Origin of the sequence: Profundicola chukchiensis, assembly GCF_029664245.1 — a bacterium.
Taxonomy (GTDB): Bacteria; Bacteroidota; Bacteroidia; order Flavobacteriales; family Weeksellaceae; genus Profundicola; species Profundicola chukchiensis.
In genome coordinates, this window is record NZ_JANAIE010000009.1 from 12,499 (window position 1) to 38,700 (window position 26,202).

16 protein-coding genes and 1 other RNA gene are annotated in these 26,202 nt (G+C 35.5%); 10 read left to right on the top strand and 7 right to left on the bottom strand.

Going from position 1 to position 26,202, the window contains the following annotated elements; genetic code table 11:
- Positions 1-130: 130 nt before the first annotated feature.
- The 4 genes from rpoB to nadA all read left to right on the top strand — a co-directional run bounded on the left by rpoB (position 131) and on the right by nadA (position 9,774).
- Positions 131-3,964 carry a DNA-directed RNA polymerase subunit beta gene (gene rpoB / locus NLM59_RS10790; protein WP_304417791.1) on the top strand — a complete coding sequence of 1,278 codons (3,834 nt, stop codon included), beginning with the start codon at positions 131-133 and terminating at the stop codon, positions 3,962-3,964.
- Positions 3,965-4,004: 40 nt separating this feature from the next.
- Complete coding sequence (gene rpoC, locus NLM59_RS10795; RefSeq protein ID WP_304417792.1) at positions 4,005-8,288, top strand: DNA-directed RNA polymerase subunit beta'; 4,284 nt, start codon at positions 4,005-4,007, stop codon at positions 8,286-8,288.
- Entirely contained in the window at positions 8,288-8,596 is a 309-nt protein-coding gene (locus tag NLM59_RS10800) for a DUF3467 domain-containing protein (protein WP_304417793.1), read from the top strand. The genes rpoC and NLM59_RS10800 overlap by 1 nt, the downstream gene beginning before the upstream one ends.
- Positions 8,597-8,772: 176 nt before the next feature.
- A complete protein-coding gene (gene nadA, locus NLM59_RS10805) occupies positions 8,773-9,774 on the top strand; it encodes a quinolinate synthase NadA (RefSeq protein WP_304417794.1) in 1,002 nt (333 codons plus the stop codon).
- A gap of 113 nt (positions 9,775-9,887) precedes the next feature.
- Here nadA and hisE read toward each other — a convergent pair whose 3' ends face one another.
- The 4 genes from hisE to ffs all read right to left on the bottom strand — a co-directional run bounded on the left by hisE (position 9,888) and on the right by ffs (position 13,841).
- Positions 9,888-10,202 (bottom strand): phosphoribosyl-ATP diphosphatase, encoded by a 315-nt coding sequence (hisE, locus tag NLM59_RS10810; protein WP_304417795.1) that lies wholly within the window; start codon positions 10,200-10,202, stop codon positions 9,888-9,890.
- A 4-nt stretch (positions 10,203-10,206) separates the two neighbouring features.
- On the bottom strand, positions 10,207-12,045 hold the full coding sequence (gene yidC / locus NLM59_RS10815) for a membrane protein insertase YidC (RefSeq protein WP_304417796.1): 1,839 nt from the start codon (positions 12,043-12,045) through the stop codon (positions 10,207-10,209).
- Between the two features lie 3 nt (positions 12,046-12,048).
- Positions 12,049-13,668 (bottom strand): CTP synthase, encoded by a 1,620-nt coding sequence (locus NLM59_RS10820; protein ID WP_304417797.1) that lies wholly within the window; start codon positions 13,666-13,668, stop codon positions 12,049-12,051.
- A gap of 74 nt (positions 13,669-13,742) precedes the next feature.
- Positions 13,743-13,841: signal recognition particle sRNA small type (ffs, locus tag NLM59_RS10825), an RNA gene on the bottom strand.
- A 114-nt stretch (positions 13,842-13,955) separates the two neighbouring features.
- Here ffs and NLM59_RS10830 point away from each other — a divergent pair.
- From NLM59_RS10830 to NLM59_RS10840, 3 genes are all read left to right on the top strand, one after another.
- Positions 13,956-14,531, top strand: coding sequence for a sugar transferase (locus NLM59_RS10830; RefSeq protein WP_304417798.1), 576 nt, complete (start codon positions 13,956-13,958; stop codon positions 14,529-14,531).
- Positions 14,532-14,674: 143 nt separating this feature from the next.
- Positions 14,675-15,559 (top strand): DUF808 family protein, encoded by an 885-nt coding sequence (locus NLM59_RS10835; RefSeq protein WP_304417799.1) that lies wholly within the window; start codon positions 14,675-14,677, stop codon positions 15,557-15,559.
- A 156-nt stretch (positions 15,560-15,715) separates the two neighbouring features.
- The gene (locus tag NLM59_RS10840) at positions 15,716-16,747 is read left to right on the top strand and encodes a T9SS type A sorting domain-containing protein (protein ID WP_304417800.1); all 1,032 of its coding nucleotides are present in this window, start codon (positions 15,716-15,718) and stop codon (positions 16,745-16,747) included.
- Between the two features lie 160 nt (positions 16,748-16,907).
- Here the strand turns inward: NLM59_RS10840 and NLM59_RS10845 are convergent, their stop codons facing one another.
- The 3 genes from NLM59_RS10845 to NLM59_RS10855 form a co-directional block, all read right to left on the bottom strand.
- Positions 16,908-19,310: an alpha/beta hydrolase family protein gene (locus tag NLM59_RS10845; RefSeq protein ID WP_304417801.1), complete on the bottom strand. Its 2,403-nt coding sequence runs from the start codon at positions 19,308-19,310 to the stop codon at positions 16,908-16,910.
- A 264-nt stretch (positions 19,311-19,574) separates the two neighbouring features.
- Positions 19,575-21,194 (bottom strand): acyl-CoA carboxylase subunit beta, encoded by a 1,620-nt coding sequence (locus tag NLM59_RS10850; RefSeq protein ID WP_304417802.1) that lies wholly within the window; start codon positions 21,192-21,194, stop codon positions 19,575-19,577.
- A 196-nt stretch (positions 21,195-21,390) separates the two neighbouring features.
- Positions 21,391-22,401, bottom strand: a complete 1,011-nt coding sequence (locus NLM59_RS10855; protein WP_304417803.1) for an AI-2E family transporter — start codon at positions 22,399-22,401, stop codon at positions 21,391-21,393.
- Positions 22,402-22,732: 331 nt separating this feature from the next.
- On the opposite strand from NLM59_RS10855, the gene dnaK reads away from it, so the two are divergent.
- From dnaK to NLM59_RS10870, 3 genes are all read left to right on the top strand, one after another.
- Positions 22,733-24,637 (top strand): molecular chaperone DnaK, encoded by a 1,905-nt coding sequence (gene dnaK, locus NLM59_RS10860; protein WP_304417804.1) that lies wholly within the window; start codon positions 22,733-22,735, stop codon positions 24,635-24,637.
- Between the two features lie 250 nt (positions 24,638-24,887).
- Positions 24,888-25,958, top strand: a complete 1,071-nt coding sequence (locus tag NLM59_RS10865; protein WP_304417805.1) for a DUF6263 family protein — start codon at positions 24,888-24,890, stop codon at positions 25,956-25,958.
- A 5-nt stretch (positions 25,959-25,963) separates the two neighbouring features.
- Positions 25,964-26,185: a hypothetical protein gene (locus NLM59_RS10870; RefSeq protein ID WP_304417806.1), complete on the top strand. Its 222-nt coding sequence runs from the start codon at positions 25,964-25,966 to the stop codon at positions 26,183-26,185.
- The last annotated feature ends 17 nt before the right edge of the window (positions 26,186-26,202 follow it).

Here is a 26,202-nt window from a genome sequence, read left to right on the forward strand (position 1 = left end):
GACCTTCACATACGTGTGATAGGTCTAAGCCTATTTTAGGTTTTAGACACTTACCGATTTAAAACATCGGATATTATAACAATACATCGACATTTAGTCGACGAATTCATTTAACTCCATTCTAACCAATATGCAAAAGAAATTGGCTACAAATAATTCACAAAGAGTAAACTTTTCCACGGCGAAAGACGTGGCTGGATTTCCAGATTTCTTGGATATTCAATTGAAATCATTCGAAGATTTTTTCCAATTAGAAACTAGACCAGATCAACGTAAAAATGAAGGTCTATATAGAACATTTGCAGAGAACTTTCCTATCACCGATACACGAAATCAATTCGTATTAGAGTTTTTAGATTACTTTGTGGATTCTCCACGATATTCAATCGAAGAATGTATAGAGAGAGGTTTAACTTATAGTGTTCCTTTAAAAGCAAGACTTAAACTTTATTGTACCGATCCAGAACACGAAGACTTCGAAACAGTTGTTCAGGATGTTTATTTAGGTACAATCCCTTATATGACTCCTAGTGGATCTTTCGTGATTAACGGTGCAGAACGTGTTATTGTATCACAGCTACACAGATCGCCAGGTGTTTTCTTCGCTCAATCATACCATGCTAATGGAACCAAATTATATTCTTCTAGAATTATTCCTTTTAAAGGATCTTGGATAGAATTTGCTACCGATATCAATAGCGTAATGTATGCTTATATCGATAGAAAGAAAAAGTTACCTTTAACTACACTTCTACGTGCCATCGGATACGAAAGAGATAAAGATATTCTTGAAATCTTCGACCTTGCAGAGGAAGTTAAAACAACTAAAGCTAATCTTAAAAAAGCTTTAGGTAGAACTCTAGCAGCACGTGTATTAAATACATGGCATGAGGATTTCGTTGATGAAGATACAGGTGAAGTTGTTTCGATCGAAAGAAACGAAATCGTATTAGATCGTGAAACTATCTTAGAAAAAGAACATATCGAAGAGATTGTTGATTCTGGAGTTAAAACGATTTTATTACATAAAGAAGATGGACAATCTCAGGATTATGCTATCATCTTAAACACATTACAAAAAGACCCAACCAATACCGAGAAAGAAGCGGTAGAATATATCTATAGACAATTACGTAACGCTGAGCCGCCAGATGAGGAGACAGCACGAGGTATTATCGATAAGTTATTCTTCTCAGACACGCGTTATAGTCTAGGTGAAGTTGGTCGTTATAGATTAAATAAAAAATTAGGCTTAGATATTTCTGATGCAATTCAAGTATTAACTAAAGATGATATCATCTCTATTGTTAAGTACTTAATTGAATTAGTGAATTCAAAAGCAGAGGTGGATGATATCGATCACTTATCTAACCGTCGTGTTAGAACAGTAGGTGAGCAGATGTCTAACCAGTTTGGTGTTGGACTAAACAGAATGGCTAGAACCATTCGTGAGAGAATGAACGTAAGAGACAACGAGGTGTTTACACCTATTGACTTGATTAATGCTAAGACATTGTCTTCAGTTATTAATTCATTCTTTGGTACCAACCAATTATCTCAATTTATGGATCAAACCAATCCATTATCTGAGGTAACACACAAAAGAAGATTATCAGCTTTAGGGCCAGGTGGTTTATCTAGAGAGCGTGCCGGATTCGAGGTTCGTGACGTTCACTATACTCACTATGGTCGTCTTTGTCCGATTGAAACTCCAGAGGGACCAAACATTGGTTTGATTTCCTCACTTTGTGTTTACTCAAAAGTAAACCCAATGGGATTCTTGACTACTCCTTATCGTAAAGTAGTAGATGGTCAAGTTCAATTTGGACAAGAGCCAATTCACTTAACAGCTGAAGAAGAAGAGGAAAGAGTAATCGCTCAGGCGAATGCGAAATTAGAAGATGATGGTAAATTCTCTAACGATAGGGTAACAGCAAGAGAGGATGGTGACTTCCCAGTTGTTGAACCTCATGAAGTAGATTTAATGGACGTTGCTCCTAACCAGATTGCATCTATTTCGGCTTCTTTAATTCCTTTCTTAGAGCATGATGATGCGAACCGTGCATTGATGGGATCAAACATGATGCGTCAGGCGGTACCATTATTAAAACCTGAATCTCCAATTGTTGGAACTGGACTAGAAGGTGCAGTTGCTAGAGATTCTAGAATTTTAATTAATGCTGAAGGAGAAGGAACGGTTAAGTATGTTGATGCTGAGAAAATCATTATAGATTATAAGAGATCAGAAGAAGAAGCTATCGTTTCATTCGAGAGCTCTGAGAAAACATATGACCTTATTAAGTTTAGAAAAACTAACCAAGGAACTTGTATTAACTTAAGACCGATTGTTAGAGTTGGTGATAAAGTAGAAAAAGGACAAGTACTTTGTGATGGTTACGCAACTGAAGATGGTGAATTAGCTTTAGGTAGAAACTTATTAGTTTCATTCATGCCTTGGAAAGGATTCAACTTCGAGGATGCGATTGTACTTTCAGAAAAAGTAGTTAGAGAAGATTGGTTTACTTCTATCCACATTGACGAGTATTCTATGGATGTTCGTGATACTAAGTTGGGTATGGAGGAATTAACTAATGATATTCCTAACGTTTCTGAGGAGGCAACTAAAGACTTAGATGAGCACGGTATGATTCGTATTGGTGCGGACATTAATCCTGGTGATATCTTAATTGGTAAGATTACACCAAAAGGAGAATCTGATCCTACACCAGAAGAAAAATTATTACGTGCGATCTTTGGAGACAAAGCTGGTGATGTGAAAGATGCATCATTAAAAGCAAATCCTTCATTACACGGAGTGGTTATCGATAAGAAATTATTTGCTAGAAGCATTAAAGATAAAACCAAACGTGCTAAGGATAAAGCGACCATCGAAAAATTAGAGAAAGAATTCCAAAAGAATTTCGATGATCACAGAAATGTTTTATTAGATAAGTTATATCAATTACTTAATGGTAAAACAGCACAAGGAGTTTACAATGATTTACAAGAAGAAGTAATTCCGAAAGGAGCGAAATATACGCAGAGATTACTTAATTCAGTAGATGATTACTTAAACCTTACAGGTGGAGCTTGGACAGTAGATGAAGACTTGAACGAATTAGTGAAAGAATTACTTCACAACTACAAAATCAAGCACAACGATTTACAAGGTGTATTAAATCGTGAGCGTTATACTATTTCAGTAGGTGATGAGTTACCTGCAGGAATCGTTAAGCTTGCTAAGATTTATGTTGCTAAGAAACGTAAGTTGAAAGTTGGTGATAAGATGGCGGGTCGTCACGGTAACAAAGGTATTGTTGCTAGAATCGTAAGAGACGAGGATATGCCATTCTTAGAAGACGGAACTCCAGTTGATATTGTATTGAATCCACTAGGGGTACCTTCGCGAATGAACATTGGACAGATTTACGAAACCGTATTAGGTTGGGTAGGTCGCAAGAAAGGTGTTAAATATGCAACACCTGTATTCGATGGTGCAGAAGCAGAAGATATCAATAGACTAACAGAAGAAGCAGGTGTGCCAATGTTCGGTACTACTTACTTATACGATGGAGGAACTGGTGAAAGATTTGACCAGAAAGCAACCGTTGGAGTTATCTATATGTTGAAACTAGGACACATGGTAGATGACAAGATGCACGCTCGTTCTATTGGACCATACTCATTGATTACACAGCAACCATTAGGTGGTAAAGCACAGTTTGGTGGTCAGCGTTTTGGTGAGATGGAGGTTTGGGCATTAGAGGCTTATGGAGCGTCTAATATCTTGAGAGAGATTCTAACAGTTAAGTCAGATGACGTAATTGGTAGAGCAAAAACTTACGAAGCGATTGTAAAAGGAGAATCAATGCCAGAACCAGGTATTCCTGAATCATTCAATGTATTATTACATGAGTTACAAGGTTTAGGATTGGATATCGACTTATTAGATGGAGAAGATTAATTGGTCTCCGATAATTATTAATTAAATATTTGATTAGACTATGTCTATAAGCAAAAATACAAGTAGTAAATTCAGCAAAATCAGAATTGGTTTAGCTTCTCCAGAGTCTATTTTACAGGCTTCTCATGGTGAAGTTTTAAAACCAGAAACCATTAACTATCGTACGCATAAGCCCGAGAGAGATGGTCTATTCTGTGAGCGTATTTTTGGTCCTGTAAAGGATTACGAATGTGCCTGTGGAAAATATAAAAGAATCCGATATAAAGGAATCGTTTGTGACCGTTGTGGTGTTGAAGTTACAGAGAAGAAAGTAAGAAGAGATAGAATTGGACATATCCATTTAGTCGTTCCAGTAGCGCATATTTGGTATTTCCGTTCATTACCTAACAAGTTAGGTTATATCCTTGGTATTCCATCTAAGAAATTAGACATGATTGTTTACTACGAGAGATACGTAGTTATTCAGCCAGGTATTGCCAAAGGACCAGAAGGAGAAGAGTTGAATAAACTTGACTTCTTAACAGAAGAGGAGTATTTGGACATTTTGGAATCTATTCCAATCGAGAACCAATACTTAGATGATTCTGATCCAAACAAATTCATCGCCAAAATGGGTGCTGAGTGTTTAGAGGAATTATTAAAGAGAATTGATTTAGATGAGTTGTCTTATGAATTAAGACACAAAGCAAACCACGAAACGTCTAAGCAAAGAAGAACAGAGGCTCTTAAGCGTCTTTCTGTTGTAGAAGCTTTACGTGATGCTAATGCTGATGGAAAAGTTAACCGTCCAGAGTGGATGATTATGAAAGTAGTTCCGGTTATTCCACCAGAATTACGTCCATTAGTTCCATTAGATGGTGGTAGATTTGCTACTTCGGATTTAAATGATTTATACCGTCGTGTAATTATCCGTAACAATCGTTTGAAAAGATTGATGGAGATTAAAGCTCCAGAAGTAATCTTACGTAACGAAAAACGTATGTTACAAGAAGCGGTTGATTCATTACTAGATAATACAAGAAAATCTTCAGCTGTTAAGGCTGATGGTAATCGTCCATTGAAATCGCTTTCAGATTCATTGAAAGGTAAGCAAGGTCGTTTCCGTCAGAACTTATTAGGTAAACGTGTGGATTATTCTGCTCGTTCGGTAATTGTTGTAGGACCAGACCTTAAATTACACGAATGTGGTTTACCAAAAGATATGGCTGCCGAAATCTACAAGCCTTTTATTATTAGAAAATTAATAGAAAGAGGTATTGTTAAGACAGTTAAGTCAGCTAAGAAGATTATAGATAGAAGAGAGCCAGTTGTTTGGGATATCTTAGAAAATGTATTAAAAGGACACCCAGTTTTATTAAACCGTGCCCCAACGCTACACAGACTAGGTATTCAAGCATTCCAACCTAAATTAATTGAGGGTAAAGCGATTCAGTTACACCCATTAGCATGTACGGCATTCAACGCCGACTTCGATGGTGACCAGATGGCGGTTCACTTACCTTTAGGGCCAGAAGCAATTCTAGAGGCTCAATTATTAATGCTAGGTTCTCAAAACATTTTAAACCCAGCTAACGGATCTCCAATTGCAGTACCTTCTCAGGATATGGTATTGGGTCTATATTATATGACCAAAGAGAGACGTTCAAGCGAGGGTAAAAAAGTTAAAGGAGAAGGCTTAACATTCTACGATGCAGAAGAAGTAAAAATTGCTTACAACGAAAAAGTAGTTGATTTAAACGCTGCTATCCGAGTTAAAGCTAATGTTCGTGAGGGTGAAAACTTAGTTTTCAAATTAATCGAAACTACTGTAGGTAGAGTATTGTTTAACGATATTGTACCAGAGCAAGTTGGATTTATTAACCAAGTTCTTACTAAGAAGTCATTACGTAATGTAATTGGTAAAATCTTAAAGATTACCGATTTCCCTACTACAGCAGATTTCCTTGATAAGATGAAAGACATGGGATACTCCAATGCATTCCGTGGTGGTTTATCATTCAGTTTAGGTGATATTTTAATTCCAGATGTTAAATCTGAAATGATTCAAAATGCAATTGAGCAGGTTGATACCATTAAGGGTAACTATAACATGGGATTAATTACCAACAACGAGCGTTATAACCAAGTAATTGATGTTTGGACGAACACCAACGCTAATCTTACAGATGTTGTAATGAAGCGTATGATTGAGGATCAAGATGGATTTAACTCTGTTTATATGATGCTTGATTCAGGTGCAAGGGGTTCTAAAGAGCAGATTCGTCAGTTGAGTGGTATGCGTGGATTGATGGCAAAACCTCAAAAAGCAGGATCATCAGGAGGAGAGATTATTGAAAACCCAATTATTGCAAACTTCCGTGAGGGACTTTCAATTTTGGAGTACTTTATATCTACTCACGGTGCTCGAAAAGGATTAGCGGATACGGCCTTGAAAACGGCGGATGCTGGTTACTTAACAAGACGTTTGGTTGATGTTTCACAAGATGTGATCATTAACGAAGAAGATTGTGGTACTTTAAGAGGTGTTGAAGCAGTTGCATTAAAGAAAAACGAGGAAATCGTTGAACCTTTAAAAGAGAGAATCCTTGGTCGTATGTCATTACATGATGTATATAATGACGAAACGGATGAGCTAATTGTTTCTGCAGACGAAATGATTGATGAGGATATTGCAGATGCAATTGAAGCAGCTGGAATCGATATGGTTGAAGTTCGTTCACCATTGACTTGTGAATCTAAATCTGGTATTTGTGCTAAATGTTATGGTAGAAACCTAGCATCGAGCAAAATGGTACAGATGGGAGAAACAGTTGGTGTTGTAGCAGCTCAATCAATTGGAGAGCCTGGTACTCAGTTAACATTGAGAACGTTCCACGTGGGTGGTACGGCAGGTAACGTATCAGAGATTTCATCGATTAAAGCTAAACAATCAGGTACAGTTGAATTCGAAGAATTGAAAACTGTAAAAGGTGAAAACGATGCAGGTGAGAAAGTTGATATCGTTGTATCTCGTACAGCTGAACTTCGTTTAACGAACAAAGAAGGAGCTATGGTAATGACGAACAATATTCCATATGGTTCGGTATTACATACAAAACAAGGAGCAAGCATCACAAAAGGTGATATGATTGCAAGCTGGGATCCATATAACGCTGTAATTATTGCTGAGCAAACAGGTACAGTTGAGTATGTAAACCTTAAACAAGGTGAAACATTCCAGTTAGAGATTGATGAGCAAACAGGATTTACTGAGAAAGTAATTTCTGACTCAAGAAATAAAAAGCAGATTCCAGAATTGAGAATTTTGGATAAAGACGGTGAATTATTGGTAACTTATAACTTACCAGTAGGAGCTCACTTAATGGTAGATGACAAGGAGAAAATTAAGGCCGGTAAGATTATGGTTAAGATTCCTAGAAAATCTGCTAAGTCTGGGGATATTACGGGTGGTTTACCACGTGTAACTGAGTTATTCGAGGCACGTAACCCATCTAACCCTGCGGTAGTTTCTGAAATCGACGGTGTTGTATCTTTCGGTAAGATTAAGAGAGGTAACAGAGAGATTATTGTTGAGTCTAGAACAGGAGAAATCACTAAATACTTAGTGAAACTTTCTAACCAGATTCTAGTTCAAGAAAATGACTTTGTTAGAGCAGGTATGCCATTATCAGACGGTGCAATTACACCAGAAGATATCTTAAGAATTAAAGGGCCTACTGCTGTACAAGAATACTTAGTAAATGAAATCCAAGAGGTATATCGTTTACAAGGTGTGAAGATTGATGACAAGCACTTCGAAATCATTGTAAGACAAATGATGCAGAAAGTAAGAATCATCGACGGTGGAGATACAAGATTCTTAGAATCAAGTTTAGAGCATAGAGTTGACTTTATTGAAGAAAATGACAGAATTTTCGGAATGAAAGTCGTTGAAGATGCTGGAGACAGTGATAAATTCAAACCAGGTCAAATTATTTCTGGTCGTGAGTTGAGAGACGAAAACTCTAGATTGAAACGTGAAGATCAAAATCTTGTAGTTGCAAGAGAAGCTATGTCGGCAACGGCTGAGCCAGTATTGCAAGGTATTACAAGAGCCGCTCTACAAACTAAATCATTCATCTCGGCAGCATCCTTCCAGGAAACTACCAAAGTATTGAATGAGGCAGCTGTAGCTGGTAAGATCGATGACTTGAATGGTCTTAAAGAAAACGTTATTGTAGGACACTTAATTCCTGCAGGAACCGGACTGAAAGAGTATCAAAACATCATCGTTGGTTCTAAGCACGAATACGAAGAATTAGTTGATCAAAAAACTGAAGCATAATGAGTGAAGAAAATAAAAAAGGTCTTAATATAGAGATCAATAACGATGTTGCAAGTGGAACTTATTCCAACTTAGCTATGATCAATCACTCTAATTCAGAGTTTGTGGTAGACTTTATTCAGATGATGCCTGGAATGCCAAAAGCACAGGTTAAATCTAGAATAATCTTAACCCCACAGCATGCGAAAAGGTTTATGAATGCACTCCAAGATAATATCAATAAGTTCGAAAGACAGTTTGGTGATATCAAGGATCAGGAGCCACCTCATAACATGCCAACCAATTTTGGACCCATAGGTGAAGCCTAGGAGTTAATATGAATACGAAAGCCGCTATAGAAATATAGCGGTTTTTTTATGCTTGAAATTCAGGAAACTTATATGATGTCCTATTTTCTGTTAATTTTTAAAATTATCCGTAATTTTGAATCGCCGAATTAATCGGTATATGATTTGCAAATAGCAACTTAACCAAAAACTACAAAATGACTTTCGAACAAGCAGAAAAAGCTTTACCTATTAAAGGATATTTAGATTTACCTATTCCAGAAGGAATTGATCTAGTTGCAGAAATAAAAAGACTTAAAGAAGAGAAAAACGCTATCATCTTAGCGCATTATTATCAAACAGGAGATATTCAAGATATCGCAGATTTCTTAGGAGATAGTTTGCAATTGGCGCGTGAAGCTCAAAACACAGATGCAGATATGATTTTATTCTGTGGAGTTCACTTTATGGCTGAAGCAGCTAAAATATTAAACCCAACTAAAAAAGTTCTTTTACCAGATTTATTAGCCGGATGCTCGTTGGCAGATGCATGTTCAGGTGAAGGACTTAGAGAACTAAGGGCAAAACATCCAGGATCTGTGGTGGTGACTTATATTAATTGTGATGCAGGAACAAAAGCTGAAAGTGACTATATCGTTACTTCTTCTAATGCAGAGCATATCATCAACCAAATTCCAGAAGACAAAACTATTATTTTTGCTCCAGATAAGAACTTAGGTGCTTATTTAATGAAGCAAACAGGTCGTGATATGATTTTATGGGATGGTGTATGTATTGTTCACGAGGCCTTTTCTTTTGAGCGCATTGCACAACAATTAATGGAGAATCCAGATGCCAAATTAATTGCTCACCCAGAAAGTGATGCTACGATTTTAGAAATGGCAGAATTTGTTGGTTCTACTTCTAGATTATTAGATTATGTAGAGCATGATGAAGCTCAAAAATTCATTGTTGCTACTGAGGAAGGAATTATTCATGAGATGGAGAAGAGAGCACCTCATAAGACATTAATTCCTGCTTTTCCAGAGGATGAAACATGTTCTTGTAGTGAATGCTTCTTTATGAAGAGAAACACCATGGTAAAGCTTTATATAGCGCTTAAATATGAACATCCAGAAATTGAAATGGATGAAGAATTAAGACAACAAGCTTTAATTCCAATTCAGCGAATGCTAGACATGAGTAAAAAAATTAAATAAGATAAATCATAAGAGGGTTTTATCTCATTAAGATTTAATTCTCAAATTTTAAAAATAGAAAAAGGCTTAAAAGATCAATTCTTTTAAGCCTTTTTAATGTTAAACCTTGAAGTTTATTTTCTACCTCTTTCCTTAAGGATTAGCAGTACATCACGCAATTCAAATCCACGATCGTGTAAAGCTAAAAGGTAATAGTATAAAACATCGGCAGATTCCTCTAAGAACTCTTTGTCGCTATCTTTTCCACTTGCAATTACCATTTCAACAGCTTCTTCGCCCATTTTCTTTGCAATTTGGGAAGTTCCAGCGTTGTATTTCTTGCTCATATGCGACTTCTTAGGAGGTCTGTTTTTAGCTTCCTCCATCGTACGCTCAAGCTTCTTTAAATAAGGATAGAGCTTCTTTAGTTTTTTGTCATCATCTGCCATAAACTTATTTTTTCTTAGCCTTTTTAGCAGCTTCTTGTTGTTCTTGCGCTTGTCTCATAGCTTCATCTAATCTAGCTGCCCATTTACTTTTCTTTTTCTTCTTTTTAGGCTTAGCTTTATTAGCTTCAATTTTTTGATGGATTTTCTTATCGTCGATCATCCAATTCTTAATCACGAAGACTAATCCAATATTCAGAGCATTCGAAACAAAGTAGTACCAAGATAAACCAGATGCATAGCTATTTAAGAAGAAGATAAACATGATTGGCATTAAATACATAATGAATCTCATGTCAGGCATACCTTCTTGCGTTGGCGTATTCATCATATTACCAGAAGTTCTAAAGTAGATAACCATGGTAATTACATACAATAAGGCAAATAAGGAAATATGTGCTCCATAGAAAGGAATGTTAAATCCTAATTCCAAAATTGAATCATATGCTGTTAAATCATCTGCCCATAAGAAACTTTCACCTCTAAGATCAATGATATTAGGGAAGAAGTTAAATAAAGCATAGAAGATTGGAATCTGTAACAAAGCTGGTAAACATCCTGCTAGTGGATTTACGCCTGCAGATCGATATAACGCCATTACTTCTTGTTGTTTCTTCATAGCGTCATCCTTATCTGGATACTTCTTGCTCAACTCATCCATATCTGGTTTTAGAACACGCATCATAGCACTTTGCTTATACTGCTTGTACATAATAGGAGAGGTGATAAGCTTAATGAAAATCGTTAATAAGGCAATTACCCAACCATATTGTAATCCCCATCCGGCCATGAATCTAAACGTAGGAAGAATAATCCATTCGTTGATCCAACCAAAGATTCCCCAACCAAATGGAATGATTTCTTCGTATTCCTTGTCATATGCCTTTAGCGTATTAAACTCCAAAGGAAGGAAACGCCAAGTATAATTCTCGTTTAACTCTCCTTTGTTTGCCAAAGGTGCACTAAATTCAAAATACTTAGAGTGAATTGTATCGGTTTCTTCTGGGGTAATTACATTTAAACGAACATTCTTTAAACCTTCTTCTTTCTCGAAAATAGTGGTAAAGAACTGTTGTTTAAATCCAACCCAATCGATTTTGTCGTCTGAATCAGAAGTGTATTCCTTTGTAGTATAATCATCTTTGCTAAAATCATTTAAGCTAAAGTGAATATCTGTAGTTCGCTGTTCCCAAGCTTTTCCTTTTTCTTGTGAAAGTGCTTGTAGGTTGAAATAAAGCTGCGCATCTTGATCCGCAGAGATTTTATTAAAACCTTGAGATTTAATATTGAAATCTAAATCATGGTCACCGCTCAAGGTATAAGTATATTGAATTACTCCACCATTCTCACGAGTTGTGAAAATAATAGAATTTCCTTCTTCTCTAACCTCAAAGTTTCTTTTAGATAAATCAATTTGGCGACCTTGGTTATCGTTTAACTTAAGTCCAAATTGTGCATTATCACCATCGATGATATACAAAGGCTTTTCATGATCCTCTGAAACATCATCATAAGCATTATATTCTTTTAATTGAACTTTGCTAAGTTGTGCTCCACGATTAGTGAATTCCAATAATAACTTATCATTCTCCAGCGTATAAGTTTGTAAAGAAACTTTCTCCGATAGTGAATCTTGGGCTAAAGCGATTTCTGTATCGTCTACTATTGCAGTAGAACTAGACCCTTCTTCAGCTTTAGCTTGTTGCTTCGCAGCAAGTTCTTGTTTTGCTTTTTGAGCTTGAATTTCTTCCTCAGTTGGCTTGGTTAACATGTAATAACCAAAAAATAAAACCAACATAAGTCCAAAACCTATGAGTTGATTTTTATCAAATTTACGTTCTTGCATAGATTATTTTTCTATTTGTTGATGTTCAATAGAGGCTTTCAAAAAGGCCTTGAACAATGGATGTGGCTCTGCAACCGTACTTCTATATTCTGGGTGAAATTGTACCCCAACATAGAATGGATGGTGCTCGTATTCTACAACTTCCACTAAGCCAGTATCTGGATTAACCCCAGAGGTTAGGAAGTTGGCATTATTAAAATGATCATAGTATTCATTGTTAAACTCATATCTATGACGATGTCTTTCTTTAATGATCTCTGATTTATAAATCTCTCTAATCTTAGATCCTTCTTTAAGTTCACACTCCCAATTACCTAGACGCATGGTGCCACCTTTGTGAGTCACATTCTTTTGTTCGTCCATTAAATTGATAACAGGATATTTAGTCTGAGAATTAAACTCTGTACTTTCTGCTTCTGTAAAGCCTAATACATTTCGAGCAAATTCTACCACCATCATTTGCATACCTAAACAGATACCTAATAAAGGAATGTTGTTTTCTCGTGCATATTGACAGGTTAGAACTTTTCCGTCGGTTCCTCTATCACCAAACCCTGGCGCAACTAAAATTCCATCTACATCAGAAAAATATGTCTCCAGATTATCTTCTTTTAAATCTCCAGAATAAATCCACTTTACATTAATCTTAGTTTCTAAGTTAGCTCCAGCGTGAACAAAAGCTTCGGTAATAGATTTATAAGAGTCCTGTAGTGAAACATATTTTCCAACCAATCCAATAGTTAATTCTTGTTTTGGATTTTTATAATTATCTAAGAATTTCGTCCATTGTTTTAAATCTGGAACAGAGTCGGTTGGTAAATCAAGTCCTTCTAACACAACATCATCAAAACGCTGATCTCTTAACATCATCGGAACCTCATAAATCGTACTTGCATCTAAACACTCGATTACATTTCCTGCTTTAACATTACAGAATTGTGTCAGTTTAGCAATTACATCTTTTGGGATTTTATGTTCAGTACGACAAACCAAAACATCCGCTTGAATTCCGCTTTCCATTAAAAGTCGAACAGAATGCTGAGTAGGTTTAGTCTTTAATTCTCCACTTGCTGCTAAATATGGAATAAGGGTAAGATGAATAATCAAAGAATTATTTTCACCTAATTCCCAACCTAATTGTCTTACAGATTCAATGTACGGAAGCGACTCAATATCGCCAACAGTTCCACCAATCTCTGTAATAATAATGTCATAATCACCCGTTCTTTCAAGAATTTTAATTCTTCTTTTGATCTCGTTGGTGATGTGTGGAATAATCTGAACAGTCTTACCCAAATAATCTCCTCTTCTCTCTTTTTCAATAACAGATTGGTAGATTCTTCCGGTAGTTACGTTATTTGCCTGTGTAGTAGGTTGATTAAGAAATCGCTCGTAATGTCCTAAGTCTAAGTCGGTTTCGGCACCATCTTCAGTTACGTAGCATTCGCCGTGTTCGTATGGATTTAATGTGCCTGGATCAACATTGATATAAGGATCCAACTTTTGTATAGTTACTCTAAAACCTCTCGATTTCAACAACATACCCAAAGATGCGGCAACGATTCCTTTTCCTAAGGAAGATGTTACACCTCCGGTAACAAAAATATATTTGGGTTGTTTCATTGCTGCTGAATATTTTAATTCAGGTGCAAAAATAAGGTTTATTTGGGATGGGACAAGAAGAAATTTGAAATAAAAAAAGGCAAGCTACCTACATCACACCGCTACGACCGCGTACCCTTGCTACGTTCCCGTCCTGGGGGATTCAGCAGGAGCTGGTTGTGTAGGACTTGCCTTAGGGCGACAAATATACACAAAGTTTTATAATTGCTAAAAATTTTTTCAACTAAAAGTTTCTGAATGAGGGTTAATTGTTGAATGTCAATTATATTTGCTTCAAAATATTTTTGTTGAAAGTCATAAAATTCATCTTCGATAATCTTTTAGCCTTGGTTTTGCTGATTATTTTCGCCATTCCAATGCTTATCATTTGGGTGATTACAACTTTAGACACGGGACAAAATGGTTTATTTCTTCATGAAAGAATAGGAAAAGGAGGCAAGCCTTTTAAAATGTATAAGTTTAGAACCTTAAAAGGAACATACGATAATCCTATTACTACCGAACAAACTCATCAATTCTCTAAATCTGGTAAATTTTTGATGAAATATAAATTAGATGAGTTACCTCAACTTTTCAATATTTTGAACGGAACTATGAGTTTTGTAGGTCCAAGACCCGATGTTGCGGGTTACGCCGATCAATTAGAAGGGGATGATAGAGTGATTTTATCTGTAAAACCAGGAATTACAGGACCTGCACAAATCAAATACCGAGATGAAGCGAGTTTGTTAGCAAGGGCAGAAAACCCGATTGAGTTCAATGACCAAGTGCTGTGGCCAGATAAGGTAGAAATTAATAAGGATTATATAAAAAATTGGTCTTTGAAAAAGGACTTTCAAATTTTGTGGAAAACGCTTTTTTGAAACTAAAGACTTAGATTCAAGTTTGTAGTTCTTTAATAAGTGTTTTAATCCAAGCTTAAAAATTTTGAAAGAAAATTGAAGTTTATTTATATTTAATTAAGTTTAAAATCATTTCTTTAAATTTACCCACAAAATAACAGTATATGGCTTCAGGGATTTTTGCAGTATTAGACGATATAGCGGCTTTAATGGATGATGTAGCCATCACCAGTAAGATTGCAGGAAGAAAAACAGCAGCTATATTAGGCGATGATCTAGCTGTTAATGCCGAAAAAGCCACCGGATTTGTTTCTTCAAGAGAACTTCCTGTGTTGTGGGCTATTACCAAAGGTTCATTTGTTAATAAGTTAATCATTGTTCCCATTGCCCTGTTATTGAATGCATATTATCCAGTAACGATTAAATATATTCTCATCTTGGGTGGAGTTTATTTAGCCTACGAAGGAGCCGAGAAAATCATTGAATATCTATTTCATAGAAATAAAGCTGAAGCTGTTGAAGCTCCTGAACATTTGTCCGAGATGGTAGAAGACCCTGAGGCAGAGAAAAAGAAAATTAAATCTGCAGTAATTACTGACTTTATTCTATCGATTGAGATCATTATTATCGCTTTAAGTTCGGTTACAGACAGTGAGTTATTAATTCAAATCATAACTGTTTCGGTGATTGCGCTAGTGGCTACTGTCGGGGTTTATGGCTTGGTTGCCCTAATTGTGCGCATGGATGATGCGGGATATGCTCTAATTCGTATGTCGAAAGGTGAAGGCTTCTTGACCACTCTTGGAAAGCTTTTGGTAAAAGCACTACCATGGATTATTAAATCACTCTCTGTGATTGGTACTATTGCTTTAATCTTAGTTGCCGGTGGGATTTTCGCTCACAATATAGATTTCTTTCATGACTTTCTAACAAACTTACCATCAATTGTAAAAGAAGCATTGATAGGTTTGGTAATAGGACTAGCTTCAGTTCCAGTAATTAATTTGGTGATGAAGTTATTTAAAAAGAAGGAGGTTCAAACTTCTTAATCTTGTTGATTTTTATTGTATAAATTCAGTATTTTAAAAACAAATTCTATTTAAGGGCTTATTCCTATTAATCATTCAAGCTGGTATTAAGTGATTGAAAAGTACTATGATTTTATATATTGTATATTTATTATTTCAATATTAAAAATTATAAAAATGAGTAAATTTTACAGATTCCTTTCTGCATTTTTGGTGTTAGGTTGTGTTGTCAATGCGCAGTACACTTTAACAGTTGAGGATACACCTTATGAGGAAATCACAAATGGAACATCCATTACCAATGGAATTATTTGGCAAGAAATACAAGGAGAATTGCCTTTAGGATTTGATTTTACCTTAGAAGACATAACTTTTAATACTTTGTATGTAACAACTAGTACAACTGAGGGATTGTTATTGCCTACTTTAGATTTTTCTCAAAATATGCCCGTTATATGCGCTGTTGTAGCTGAGTTTGCAGATAGAAACGCAATTGACTTTGATTCGTTAGGAGAGGAAGGTGGATTGTCTGATGTTTCTTATACCACGATTGGAGAGCCAGGCGAGAGAATCTTTATTCTTCAGTATAAAAACGTTGGATTTGAAGATGAAATTTGGGATAATGATAGCTCTAACGACTTTATGAATTTTCAAATATGGTTGTATGAGGGTTCTAATAAAATAGCTTATCACTTTGGTTCTTCTGAAATAAATTATCCAGACTCAAGTTTTTGGGGAGTTCCGGGACCTTCAATTGGCTTGTTTTCTGAACTACAATTCGAATTGGAAAACAATTATGTGGTAGACTTTTATCCAATGGATAATGGTTACTTTATTTTAGGTGATTCTGATAATCCAATTCTTTCAGTGCAAACAGACGAAGAAATAATGGGAGTAGGTGATATCTTTTTTACTGGAGTTCCAGCAGAACATAAAAAGTTGATTCTAGAACCATCTAATTTAGGAGTAAATGATTTAATTATTTCTCAGTCATATAAATTAAAGAATAACCCAGTTCATAATTCCTTACAGTTAAACTCTATTGAAAGAATTGAAAAAATTGAAATTTATGATTTAAATGGAAGAAGATTAAAATCAGTAATGCCGTCAAATAATATTATACCTGTCGAGTTTCTGCAAAAAGGAATGTATGTTTTGAAACTGTATTCAGATAATAAAGAGTTCAACATTAAATTCATTAAAAAATAAAACATCAAAAGATGTGTTTTTAATTAAGTCGAGTAAGATTAATAAAGAACATTTGATATTTTTAATATGTAAAACCTCTTGCTTTTTAATGTTTAATCATAAAAAAAAATAGACATCCGGTTGGATGTCTATTTTTATTTTATCTAATTGCTATTGAGAATTAGTCTTTCAAACATTTTTCTAAGAATTGATCTTGCTCCCATAATAAGTGCAAAATGTTTTCTTTGGCTGCATAACCATGACTTTCTTTAGGTAAAATCACCATTCTAACCGGTGCTCCTAAGTTTTTCAAAGCTTGGAAATAACGCTCAGTTTGTAGTGTAAACGTTCCTGGGTTGTTATCTGCCTCACCGTGTACCAATAACATTGGCTTTTTCATTTTGTCAGCATTCATAAAGGGCGACATGGTGTTGTAGATTTTTGGATCATCCCAATAGTTTCTTTGCTCAGATTGGAATCCAAACGGTGTAAGTGTTCTATTATAAGCTCCACTTCTCGCAATTCCACATTTAAAGTCGTCACCATGCGTCAATAAGTTAGCTGTCATAAACGCACCATAAGAATGTCCACCAACGGCAACTCTGTTTTTATCGATAATTCCTCTGTCATCTAAAGCTTTAATAGCTGCTTTACCATTGGCTAATAATTGCTCAATAAAGGTATCATTCGGCTCAGTTTCTCCCTCTCCTACAATCGGGAAAGAAGCGTCGTCTAATACGGCATAACCTTTAGTCACCCAATAAACAAAACTTCCATAATATGGATAGGTAAACGCATTTGGGTTGTTAGTGTTTTGTCCTGCCGTGCTTTTATCCTTGTATTCTGTTGGATAAGCCCATACCAATAAAGGTAATTTCTCGCCAGATTTTTCATCATAATTAGCCGGTAAATATAAAACTCCACTTAAATCAACCCCATCAGCTCTCTTGTAGTGAATTACTTCTTTTTTCACATTTTCAATAGATTTGAAAGGATTTTCGAAGTTGGTAATTGGCTTAGATTTTTTGTTTTTTAAATTTAAGCTAAAGTAATTCGGGTATTGACTTGGCGTTTCTACCTGAGTTAAAACTTGTTTTTTATCTACATCAATAAAGGTAAACAAGCTTTCTATTTGGTTCTTTTTGTTAGATGTGTAAATACGTTTTGGTTTAAAAGTTTTAAAATCAAACTCATCTATAAAAGGAAACTGACCATCCTTTGTAAATCCATCACCAAATAAATATCCTTTGTTATTTTTAATATACATTACAGACTTTCCAAACTCATTTTTGGTTGTGTAGTAGTTACCTGGATCAGCATATTTATCTTGATAATTACGCTCAGAAATTAATTTAATCTCCTTACCAGTTTGTGGATTAAAGGCAGTAGTTCTTAAGGTTCTAGTGTCATACCAATGGTCATAAATCATAGCGACATCCTTATTTCCCCACTCAATTCCACCATATCTTAATTTAGTTTTAATGAATGGCTTCGCAGCTTGGTTAAATGGAGCTGTCCAAACATAAACTTGGTCTCTATACTCAACTTCCTTGCTTGCATCACCCTCATCCAAAGCTTCTACATAATATAATTCTGCAGCTTTATCGCTTCTCCAACGGATTCCTCTTTTTCCTTTTTTAGTAGAAGAGAAGCCTTTAGGTCTAATTTCATCTAGAGGAGCCTCGTCGATAACCTTAACTAATTTCCCATTCATGTCATACACACTCGTTGTACTAGCAAATCGTGAATAAGGAACTAAGTAAGAGAAAGGCTCTTTTAAAACATCAATTAAAACATAATTCCCGTCAGGCGAAATAGAATTTGAAGTATATAAATCAGCTTTTAAGAAATTTCTTTTCTGACCATTTAATGCAACAATATCTAAACTTGAACGAATCGCATTTTTGAAGTTCTCTTCGTCCTGTGCATCCGTCAATAAATCTTGATAAGTTCTCGTCTGTGAAACACTTCCGTCTCCTGTAGAAACAGTAGGTCCAGTTGGCATTTGTGTAGATTTATCAATAAACGCTGGAACATTAGCTGGTAAAAAAGAAACCAATAATTCCTGACTGTTAGGTAACCATTCATACGGTCTACCGCCTACAGCGTTTAATCCCGTAGCAACTTTTTGCGCTTTAGCCGTGCTTAAGTCGACATACCATAACTCTAAATCATTAGTAGTTGTATGCGTAAAAGCTAAAGTTTTTTCGTCTGGAGAGAAGCCTAAATACCCAATTTGAGGGTTTTGTGGTAAACCACTTACTTCAGTAATTTTATTTGTTCCAAATTTTTGAACCTTTAAATTGTTGATGTAGGTAATTGTACTGCTAATATGCGTGTTTGGATTAAATCTTAATCCACCTAACTTCATTTCATCTTGACTTAAATCTTGCAGCGTTTTATACGTATTTCTATAAGTATAAACTACCCACTCCTTGTCTTGTGTCATGTAAACTGAAGGAGCGCGTTCAAAATCAGCTAGTTCTAGGATTTCTTGCGAAGGTTTTTGAAACTCAATTTTTTCTTGCGCCGAGGCCAAGTTGAATCCCAGGAACATAGCCGTGAGAAAAATAAATTTATTCATTAATATTAATTTTAAAATTGCTTAAAAATAGGTAATTTATTTCTAACTGAATTAGAGCTGAGGTTTATTTAAATTTAATATCAGAAGTCGTTTAAATAAAAAAACACAGCTTAATTTTTATAAATAAGCTGTGTTTTGATAAGATTATTGGATGTAATATCTTTACTTTAACCTGAGTTTAATTCAGTATGTATGATTTTCTTCATCCAAACCTCCATAGATGTTTATATTCATGATATTCCGAAAAACATTTAATACGCTTTTTTAAACCTGTAAAACGCCCATATTAAAATCTTTTTCAATAGGAGCGTGGTTTGCAGCTTCAATTCCCATAGAAATCCATTTTCTAGTTTCGATAGGATCTATGATTTCATCTACCCATAGTCTGGCAGCTGCATATTCTGGCGTGGTTTGTTTGTTGTATCTGTCCGTGATTTTATCTAATAAAGCTTGTTTATCTTCTGCCGAAAGTTCTTCTCTTGCTGATGCTTCTTCAATAGATAATAAAACTTTAGCGGCTTGTTCACCGCCCATCACAGCAATTTTAGCTGAAGGCCAAGCAAAGATTAATCTTGGGTCATAAGCTTTTCCACACATGGCATAATTTCCTGCTCCGTATGAATTTCCTACAATCACAGAGAATTTTGGAACCACAGAGTTAGAAACAGCGTTCACCATTTTCGCACCATCTTTAATGATTCCTCCGTGCTCTGATTTAGATCCCACCATAAATCCAGTAACATCGGTTAAGAAAACTAAAGGAATTTTTTTCTGATTACAATTCGCAATAAAACGAGTCGCTTTATCAGCTGAGTCAGAGTAAATAACTCCACCAAACTGCATTTCACCCTGTTTAGATTTAACTACCTTTCTTTGGTTAGCCACAATTCCTACAGCCCAACCTTCTACACGCGCATAACCACAAATGATAGTTTGACCGTAATCTGCTTTATACTCATCAAAAGAATTAGCATCAATCAAAGCATCAATCATGTCATGCATGTCATATTGATCGGTTCTACTTTCTGGTAAGATGCCATAAATGTCAGATAATTTACGCTTAGGTTTTTGAACCTCAGCTCTGTTAAATCCGGCTTTATCGAAATCCCCGATTTTACCAACGATTGATTTAATTTTATCTAAAGCATCTTTGTCATTTTCTGCTTTATAATCGGTTACACCAGAAATGTCACTTTGAGATTCTGCACCTCCCAAGGTTTGAGCGTCTACATTTTCACCGATAGCAGCTTTTACTAAATATGGACCTGCCAAGAAAATCGTTCCTGTTTCTTTTACGATTAAAGCCTCGTCGCTCATGATTGGTAAATAAGCACCACCAGCTACGCAACTTCCCATAATTGCAGCAATTTGCGTGATTCCTTTAGAACTCATAATAGCATTATTTCTAAAGATTCTTCCGAAGTGCTCTTTGTCTGGAAAAATTTCATCTTGCATAGGAAGGTAAACACCTGCACTATCTACTAAGTAAATAATCGGTAAATTATTTTCCATGGCTATTTCTTGGGCACGTAAGTTCTTTTTACCTGTAATAGGGAACCATGCACCAGCTTTTACGGTAGCATCGTTGGCAACTACAATACATTGCTTTCCAGAAATGTATCCGATTTTAACGATCACGCCACCTGCTGGGCAACCACCATGTTCTTCGTACATGTCATATCCTGCAAAAGACCCGATTTCAATGGAGCGAGATTTTTCATCAAAAAGATAATCAACACGCTCGCGAGCCGTCATTTTACCTTTTGCTTTATGTTTTTCGATGCGCTTTTCGCCACCACCTAATTTTATTTTTCTTAACTTTTTATTTAAGGCGCTAACAGACAATTTGTTATAGTCTTCTCTTTGATTGAATTTAATGTCCATGGTTTAATTTAAAGTTTTAAAATTATCGAAATTTGCTGAACTGACAAAGGATAGTCTGAGTTCACTTTATTAAATTTTAGAACTCAAGATTATTTTAGAATTAATATGAATTAAATCTTAATCTTCAAGTTCAAACGATCTTGATGAAATCATGACGAATAAGCTCAATCTCTAAACTCTCAATCCTACGTAAAAATTAATAGTATTCTTCTTTGTAAATCTTAATTAATAAAAGAAATAAACTTACCATCAATGGCCCGAAGATTAATCCTAAAAAACCAAATAATGGAATTCCAATTACAACACCAAATAAGGTGATAAGTGGATGGATTTCTGCCAATCTCTGCTGTACTACAATTCTAAATAAGTTGTCTGTCAGTCCTACGACTACTACACCATAAACACCTAATCCAATAGCTTCAAAAGTTTGACCTTGTGCATAAAGGATAATTACCAAAGGGACCATACCAATAGCCGTCCCCACAAAAGGAATCATAGAGCCTAAAGTAGTTACCGCAAACCAAAACCACGGATTAGGAGCTCCAAATATATAAAAGCCAATAAGCGCCACAGCACCTTGTAATAAAGCTACCAAAGGAATAGCTATGGCATTTGATTTTATCATTTCCTTGGAATCAATACTTACGCGCTCGAAGTTTTTATCACTTAAAGGAATATATTTTCGCATGCTGTCTTTTAGATTATCATAATTAATCAACATATAATACAGACAGAAATACATAAGACCGATTATAATCGTAATATCCAATGTGCTTCCTGCAGCGCCTTCTACAAATTTTGTAATTAAATCCTCTAAATTCTCGCCTTGAAAACTTCCAGTAATATTATAGCCAACATAATTTTCCACTCTGGCTATCGTAGATCTCAACATATAAGAATACTTCTCTGAGTTTTCCATGACATCTTGAACACGGTTGGTCAAGAGAAATAGGATTAAACCAATAGGAATAAGAACCGTGAAAATCGTAAGGACGATGAGTAAACTAGCAGATAAGGATCTTTTCCAACCTCTTTCGGTAAGTTTCTTCATCCAACCTACCGTTAAGACATACATAATGATAGCTCCAAAAATCCCAGAAATATAGGGTGTAAGTGGAGTGAATATTAAAACGCCTAAAAGTATAATACTGGCAAGCGTAAATATTTGACGTGTTAAAAGTGGTTTTATAACTTGTTTATCTGGCATGGATATCAATTTAATGTAAATGTAATAGATTTTGTTCTAAAATATGAATTCGAAAGATGGTTCGCGATTAGCTTTGAGTTTTTAAAATCTACAACCTAAAAAAATGTCATTTAAAAGGCGCTCACTATAGATTCATTAAAATTATGACAGATTGTTGAGTAACATACCTGACTTGTAATCGTCTAAAATACAGTTGTTTTTAAAATTAAAACAAAGAATTTGCGACAATATGACAGAATTTACTGCCAAAAGGCAGAAAAATGCGATTGGTATATCTTTTGTCTTTTAAGAGGAAAATTAACTTAAAAATAGAAAATAAAAATATTAAGATATGAGTAAGATTATAGGTATTGACTTAGGAACTACTAACTCGTGTGTTGCAGTAATGGAGGGTAACGACCCTACCGTAATCCCTAATGCTGAAGGGAAAAGAACAACACCATCAGTTGTAGCCTTTGTTGAAAACGGTGAAAGAAAAGTAGGTGATCCTGCAAAAAGACAAGCGGTAACTAACCCAGAAAAAACGATTTATTCAATTAAGCGTTTTATCGGTGAAAACTTCGCACAAAACGAAGACGATATTAGTTCAGTAGCTTATAAGGTTATTAAAGGTGCAGGTGGAACTACAAAAGTAAAAATTGACGATAGAGAGTATACGCCTCAAGAAATCTCTGCTATGATTCTTCAGAAAATGAAGAAAACTGCTGAAGATTATTTAGGTACTACAGTAAGTAGAGCGGTAATTACAGTTCCTGCTTATTTTGATGATGCTCAGCGTCAAGCTACTAAAGAAGCAGGTGAAATTGCTGGTCTTAAAGTAGAAAGAATTATTAATGAGCCTACAGCTGCTGCTTTGGCTTATGGATTAGATAAACAAGCTGAAGATAAAAAAGTTGCTGTATATGACTTAGGTGGAGGTACATTCGATATTTCTATCTTAGAATTAGGTGACGGTGTGTTCGAAGTATTATCAACACATGGTGATACACACTTAGGTGGTGATGACTTTGATAACCAAATTATCGATTGGTTGGCAGATGAGTTCCAAAAAGAAGAGGACTTTGATTTAAGAAAAGACTCAATTGCATTACAGCGTCTAAAAGAAGCTGCTGAGAAAGCTAAGATTGAATTGTCATCTTCTCAATCAACTGAAATTAACTTACCTTATATTACAGCTACGGCTACAGGACCTAAGCACTTGGTACAAACATTAACGAGAGCTAAATTCGATCAAATGACCGAAGATTTAGTTAAGCGCTCAATGCAACCATGTCAGAAAGCTTTAGATGATGCAAAATTAAAAGCATCAGATATTGATGAGGTAATCTTGGTAGGTGGATCTACACGTATCCCTAAAATCCAAGAGGAAGTAGAGAAGTTCTTTGGTCAAAAACCTTCTAAAGGAGTTAACCCAGATGAGGTTGTAGCAGTAGGAGCAGCAATTCAAGGTGGTGTATTAACTGGTGAGGTAAAAGACGTATTGTTATTAGATGTAACTCCACTTTCATTAGGTATTGAAACAATGGGAGGTGTGTTTACAAAATTAATCGAGTCTAACACTACGATTCCAACTAAGAAGTCTGAGACTTTCTCTACGGCAGCTGACAATCAGCCTGCGGTAACGATTAGAGTTGGTCAAGGTGAGCGTCCAATGTTTGCTCAAAACAAAGAAATCGGTCGTTTTGACTTAGTTGACATTCCACCAGCGCCAAGAGGAGTTCCTCAGATTGAAGTAACTTTCGATATCGACGCGAACGGTATTATGCATGTTTCGGCTAAAGATAAAGGAACAGGAAAAGAGCAGTCTATTAAGATTGAAGCTTCTTCTGGATTATCTGAAGAGGAAATCGAAAGAATGAAGAAAGAAGCTGAAGAAAATGCAGCTCAGGATGCTAAGGCAAAAGAGAAAATTGAAAAATTGAACGCTGCTGATAGCATGATCTTCCAGACAGAGAAGCAATTAAAAGAATATGGTGATAAGATCAGTGATGATAAGAAAAAACCAATCGAAGATGCTTTAGCAGAATTAAAAACTGCTCACGAAGGTCAAGAAGTAGATGCAATTGATGCAGCTATGGAGAAAATCAACAATGCATGGAATGCAGCTTCAGAAGAAATGTATGCTGCTATGAACGATGGTGGAGCAGCAGGAGCACAAGGAGCGCCTAATGCAGATCAATCATCTGACAGCGGAGCTAGCGATGTAGAAGATGTAGATTTCGAAGAAGTTAAATAATAGTTCCTATCGTAGTCAAATACGTATAGATTTTATAAAGAAACCGTCTCAATTTTGAGGCGGTTTTTTCTTTTTGGTTTTAAGTTAAGTTTTGAAAACAACTTTATAAAAGGTGAGTTTTAGGAAGATTTGTTTAAAAATGGTTTTAAATCATGGATATTTTTTATAAAAAGTTAAAAGCTTGGCAAATGATTTGCCTATTGTTTCCATACTAATGCGATAATAATTAAATTGCACAAAATTATTTTTGATGAATAGAATATTTATAATGTTATCACTAGTTGTAGTGGTTGCATCATGTAAAAAACAAGAAAAGCCAACCGTTGTAGGAACCAATGAAAAAGGTGAGGAGTTAGTTGTAAATGAAACCGGTGATACGGTAGTTTATGTTGCACCTGTCGCTGATAATTCTGAAGTAGAAGAGCAGGAAAGTGAAGAGGTAGCTGCAATTAAACCAGAAAAAGACGGTACTTATAAATTTGAATTAAACCTTAAGAAAGGTCAAGAATATCCATTTAAAATTAAGACAAAAGCTACCAACTCACAATCAGATGGTAAGCAAAGTCAAACGATTACTCAAGAATCTTCTACAGCAGTAGCTTATGAGGTGAAAGAAATCAAAGACAGTGTTTTTATTTTGGATGTGACATATAAGCAGTTTGCTGAAAGTATGACAGATGGTAAGGAGAAATTGGGATTCGATACGAATGCAGCTGAACCAACCAATGAAGAAGCAAAGCAAAGATGGAAATTTAATAAAGCTGTTGTAGGGAATACTTTCCAAATGGAAGTTAGCAAAAGCGGAAAAGTTCAGAATATTACTAACCTATATAAGGTAAGACAGAATGTGAAAAATGCTATGAAAGCAGGTTTGAGCGAAGATGAGTTAAAAGGACTTGATTCATTCTTAGCTGCAGCATTAAGCGACGAAGCTATGCAGCAGCAGTTTGAAGAGTCTATGGCATATTACCCAAAGAAAAAAGTAAAACCAGGTGATACTTGGTCAAGAAATGAGTCTGAAGGTAATGCTAGCTCAAATGTGAACTATACTTTCGAAGGAATTAAGGACGGTGTTGCAACCATCAAAATCAGCGGAACTAGTAGCGGAAGTGATTCTAAAACCGACCCAAATGGAAGCGGAATGAAACTTTTCCAAAGTTTAGAGGGTAAAGTTAACGGTGACGTTAAGATTGATGTTAAAAGTGGATGGGTTAAAAATGCAGAAATGAAAAAGAATGAAACCATCAGAATGACGCAAGAATTCCAAGGACAGAAAATGAATTTTTCTTCTGAAACTAAATCTACAACCACTATTAACTAATAAGAATGGGTGCGGTTTTTAAATTTTTACTATTCTTTTTTCTTGCCTACTTTATTTTTAGTTGGGTGCGCAGTTTAATCATGCCATCTCAACAGAAAAGGCAAAATGAAAAGGAGGTAAGGATTTTTAAGAGTAAAGACGTCGAAAAACCTAAGGTGGACGTGCAAGATGCCGAAACCATCGACTTCGAGGAAATTAAAGATCCACGTAATTCGGATGTAAATTAAGTTTACATCTATATAGA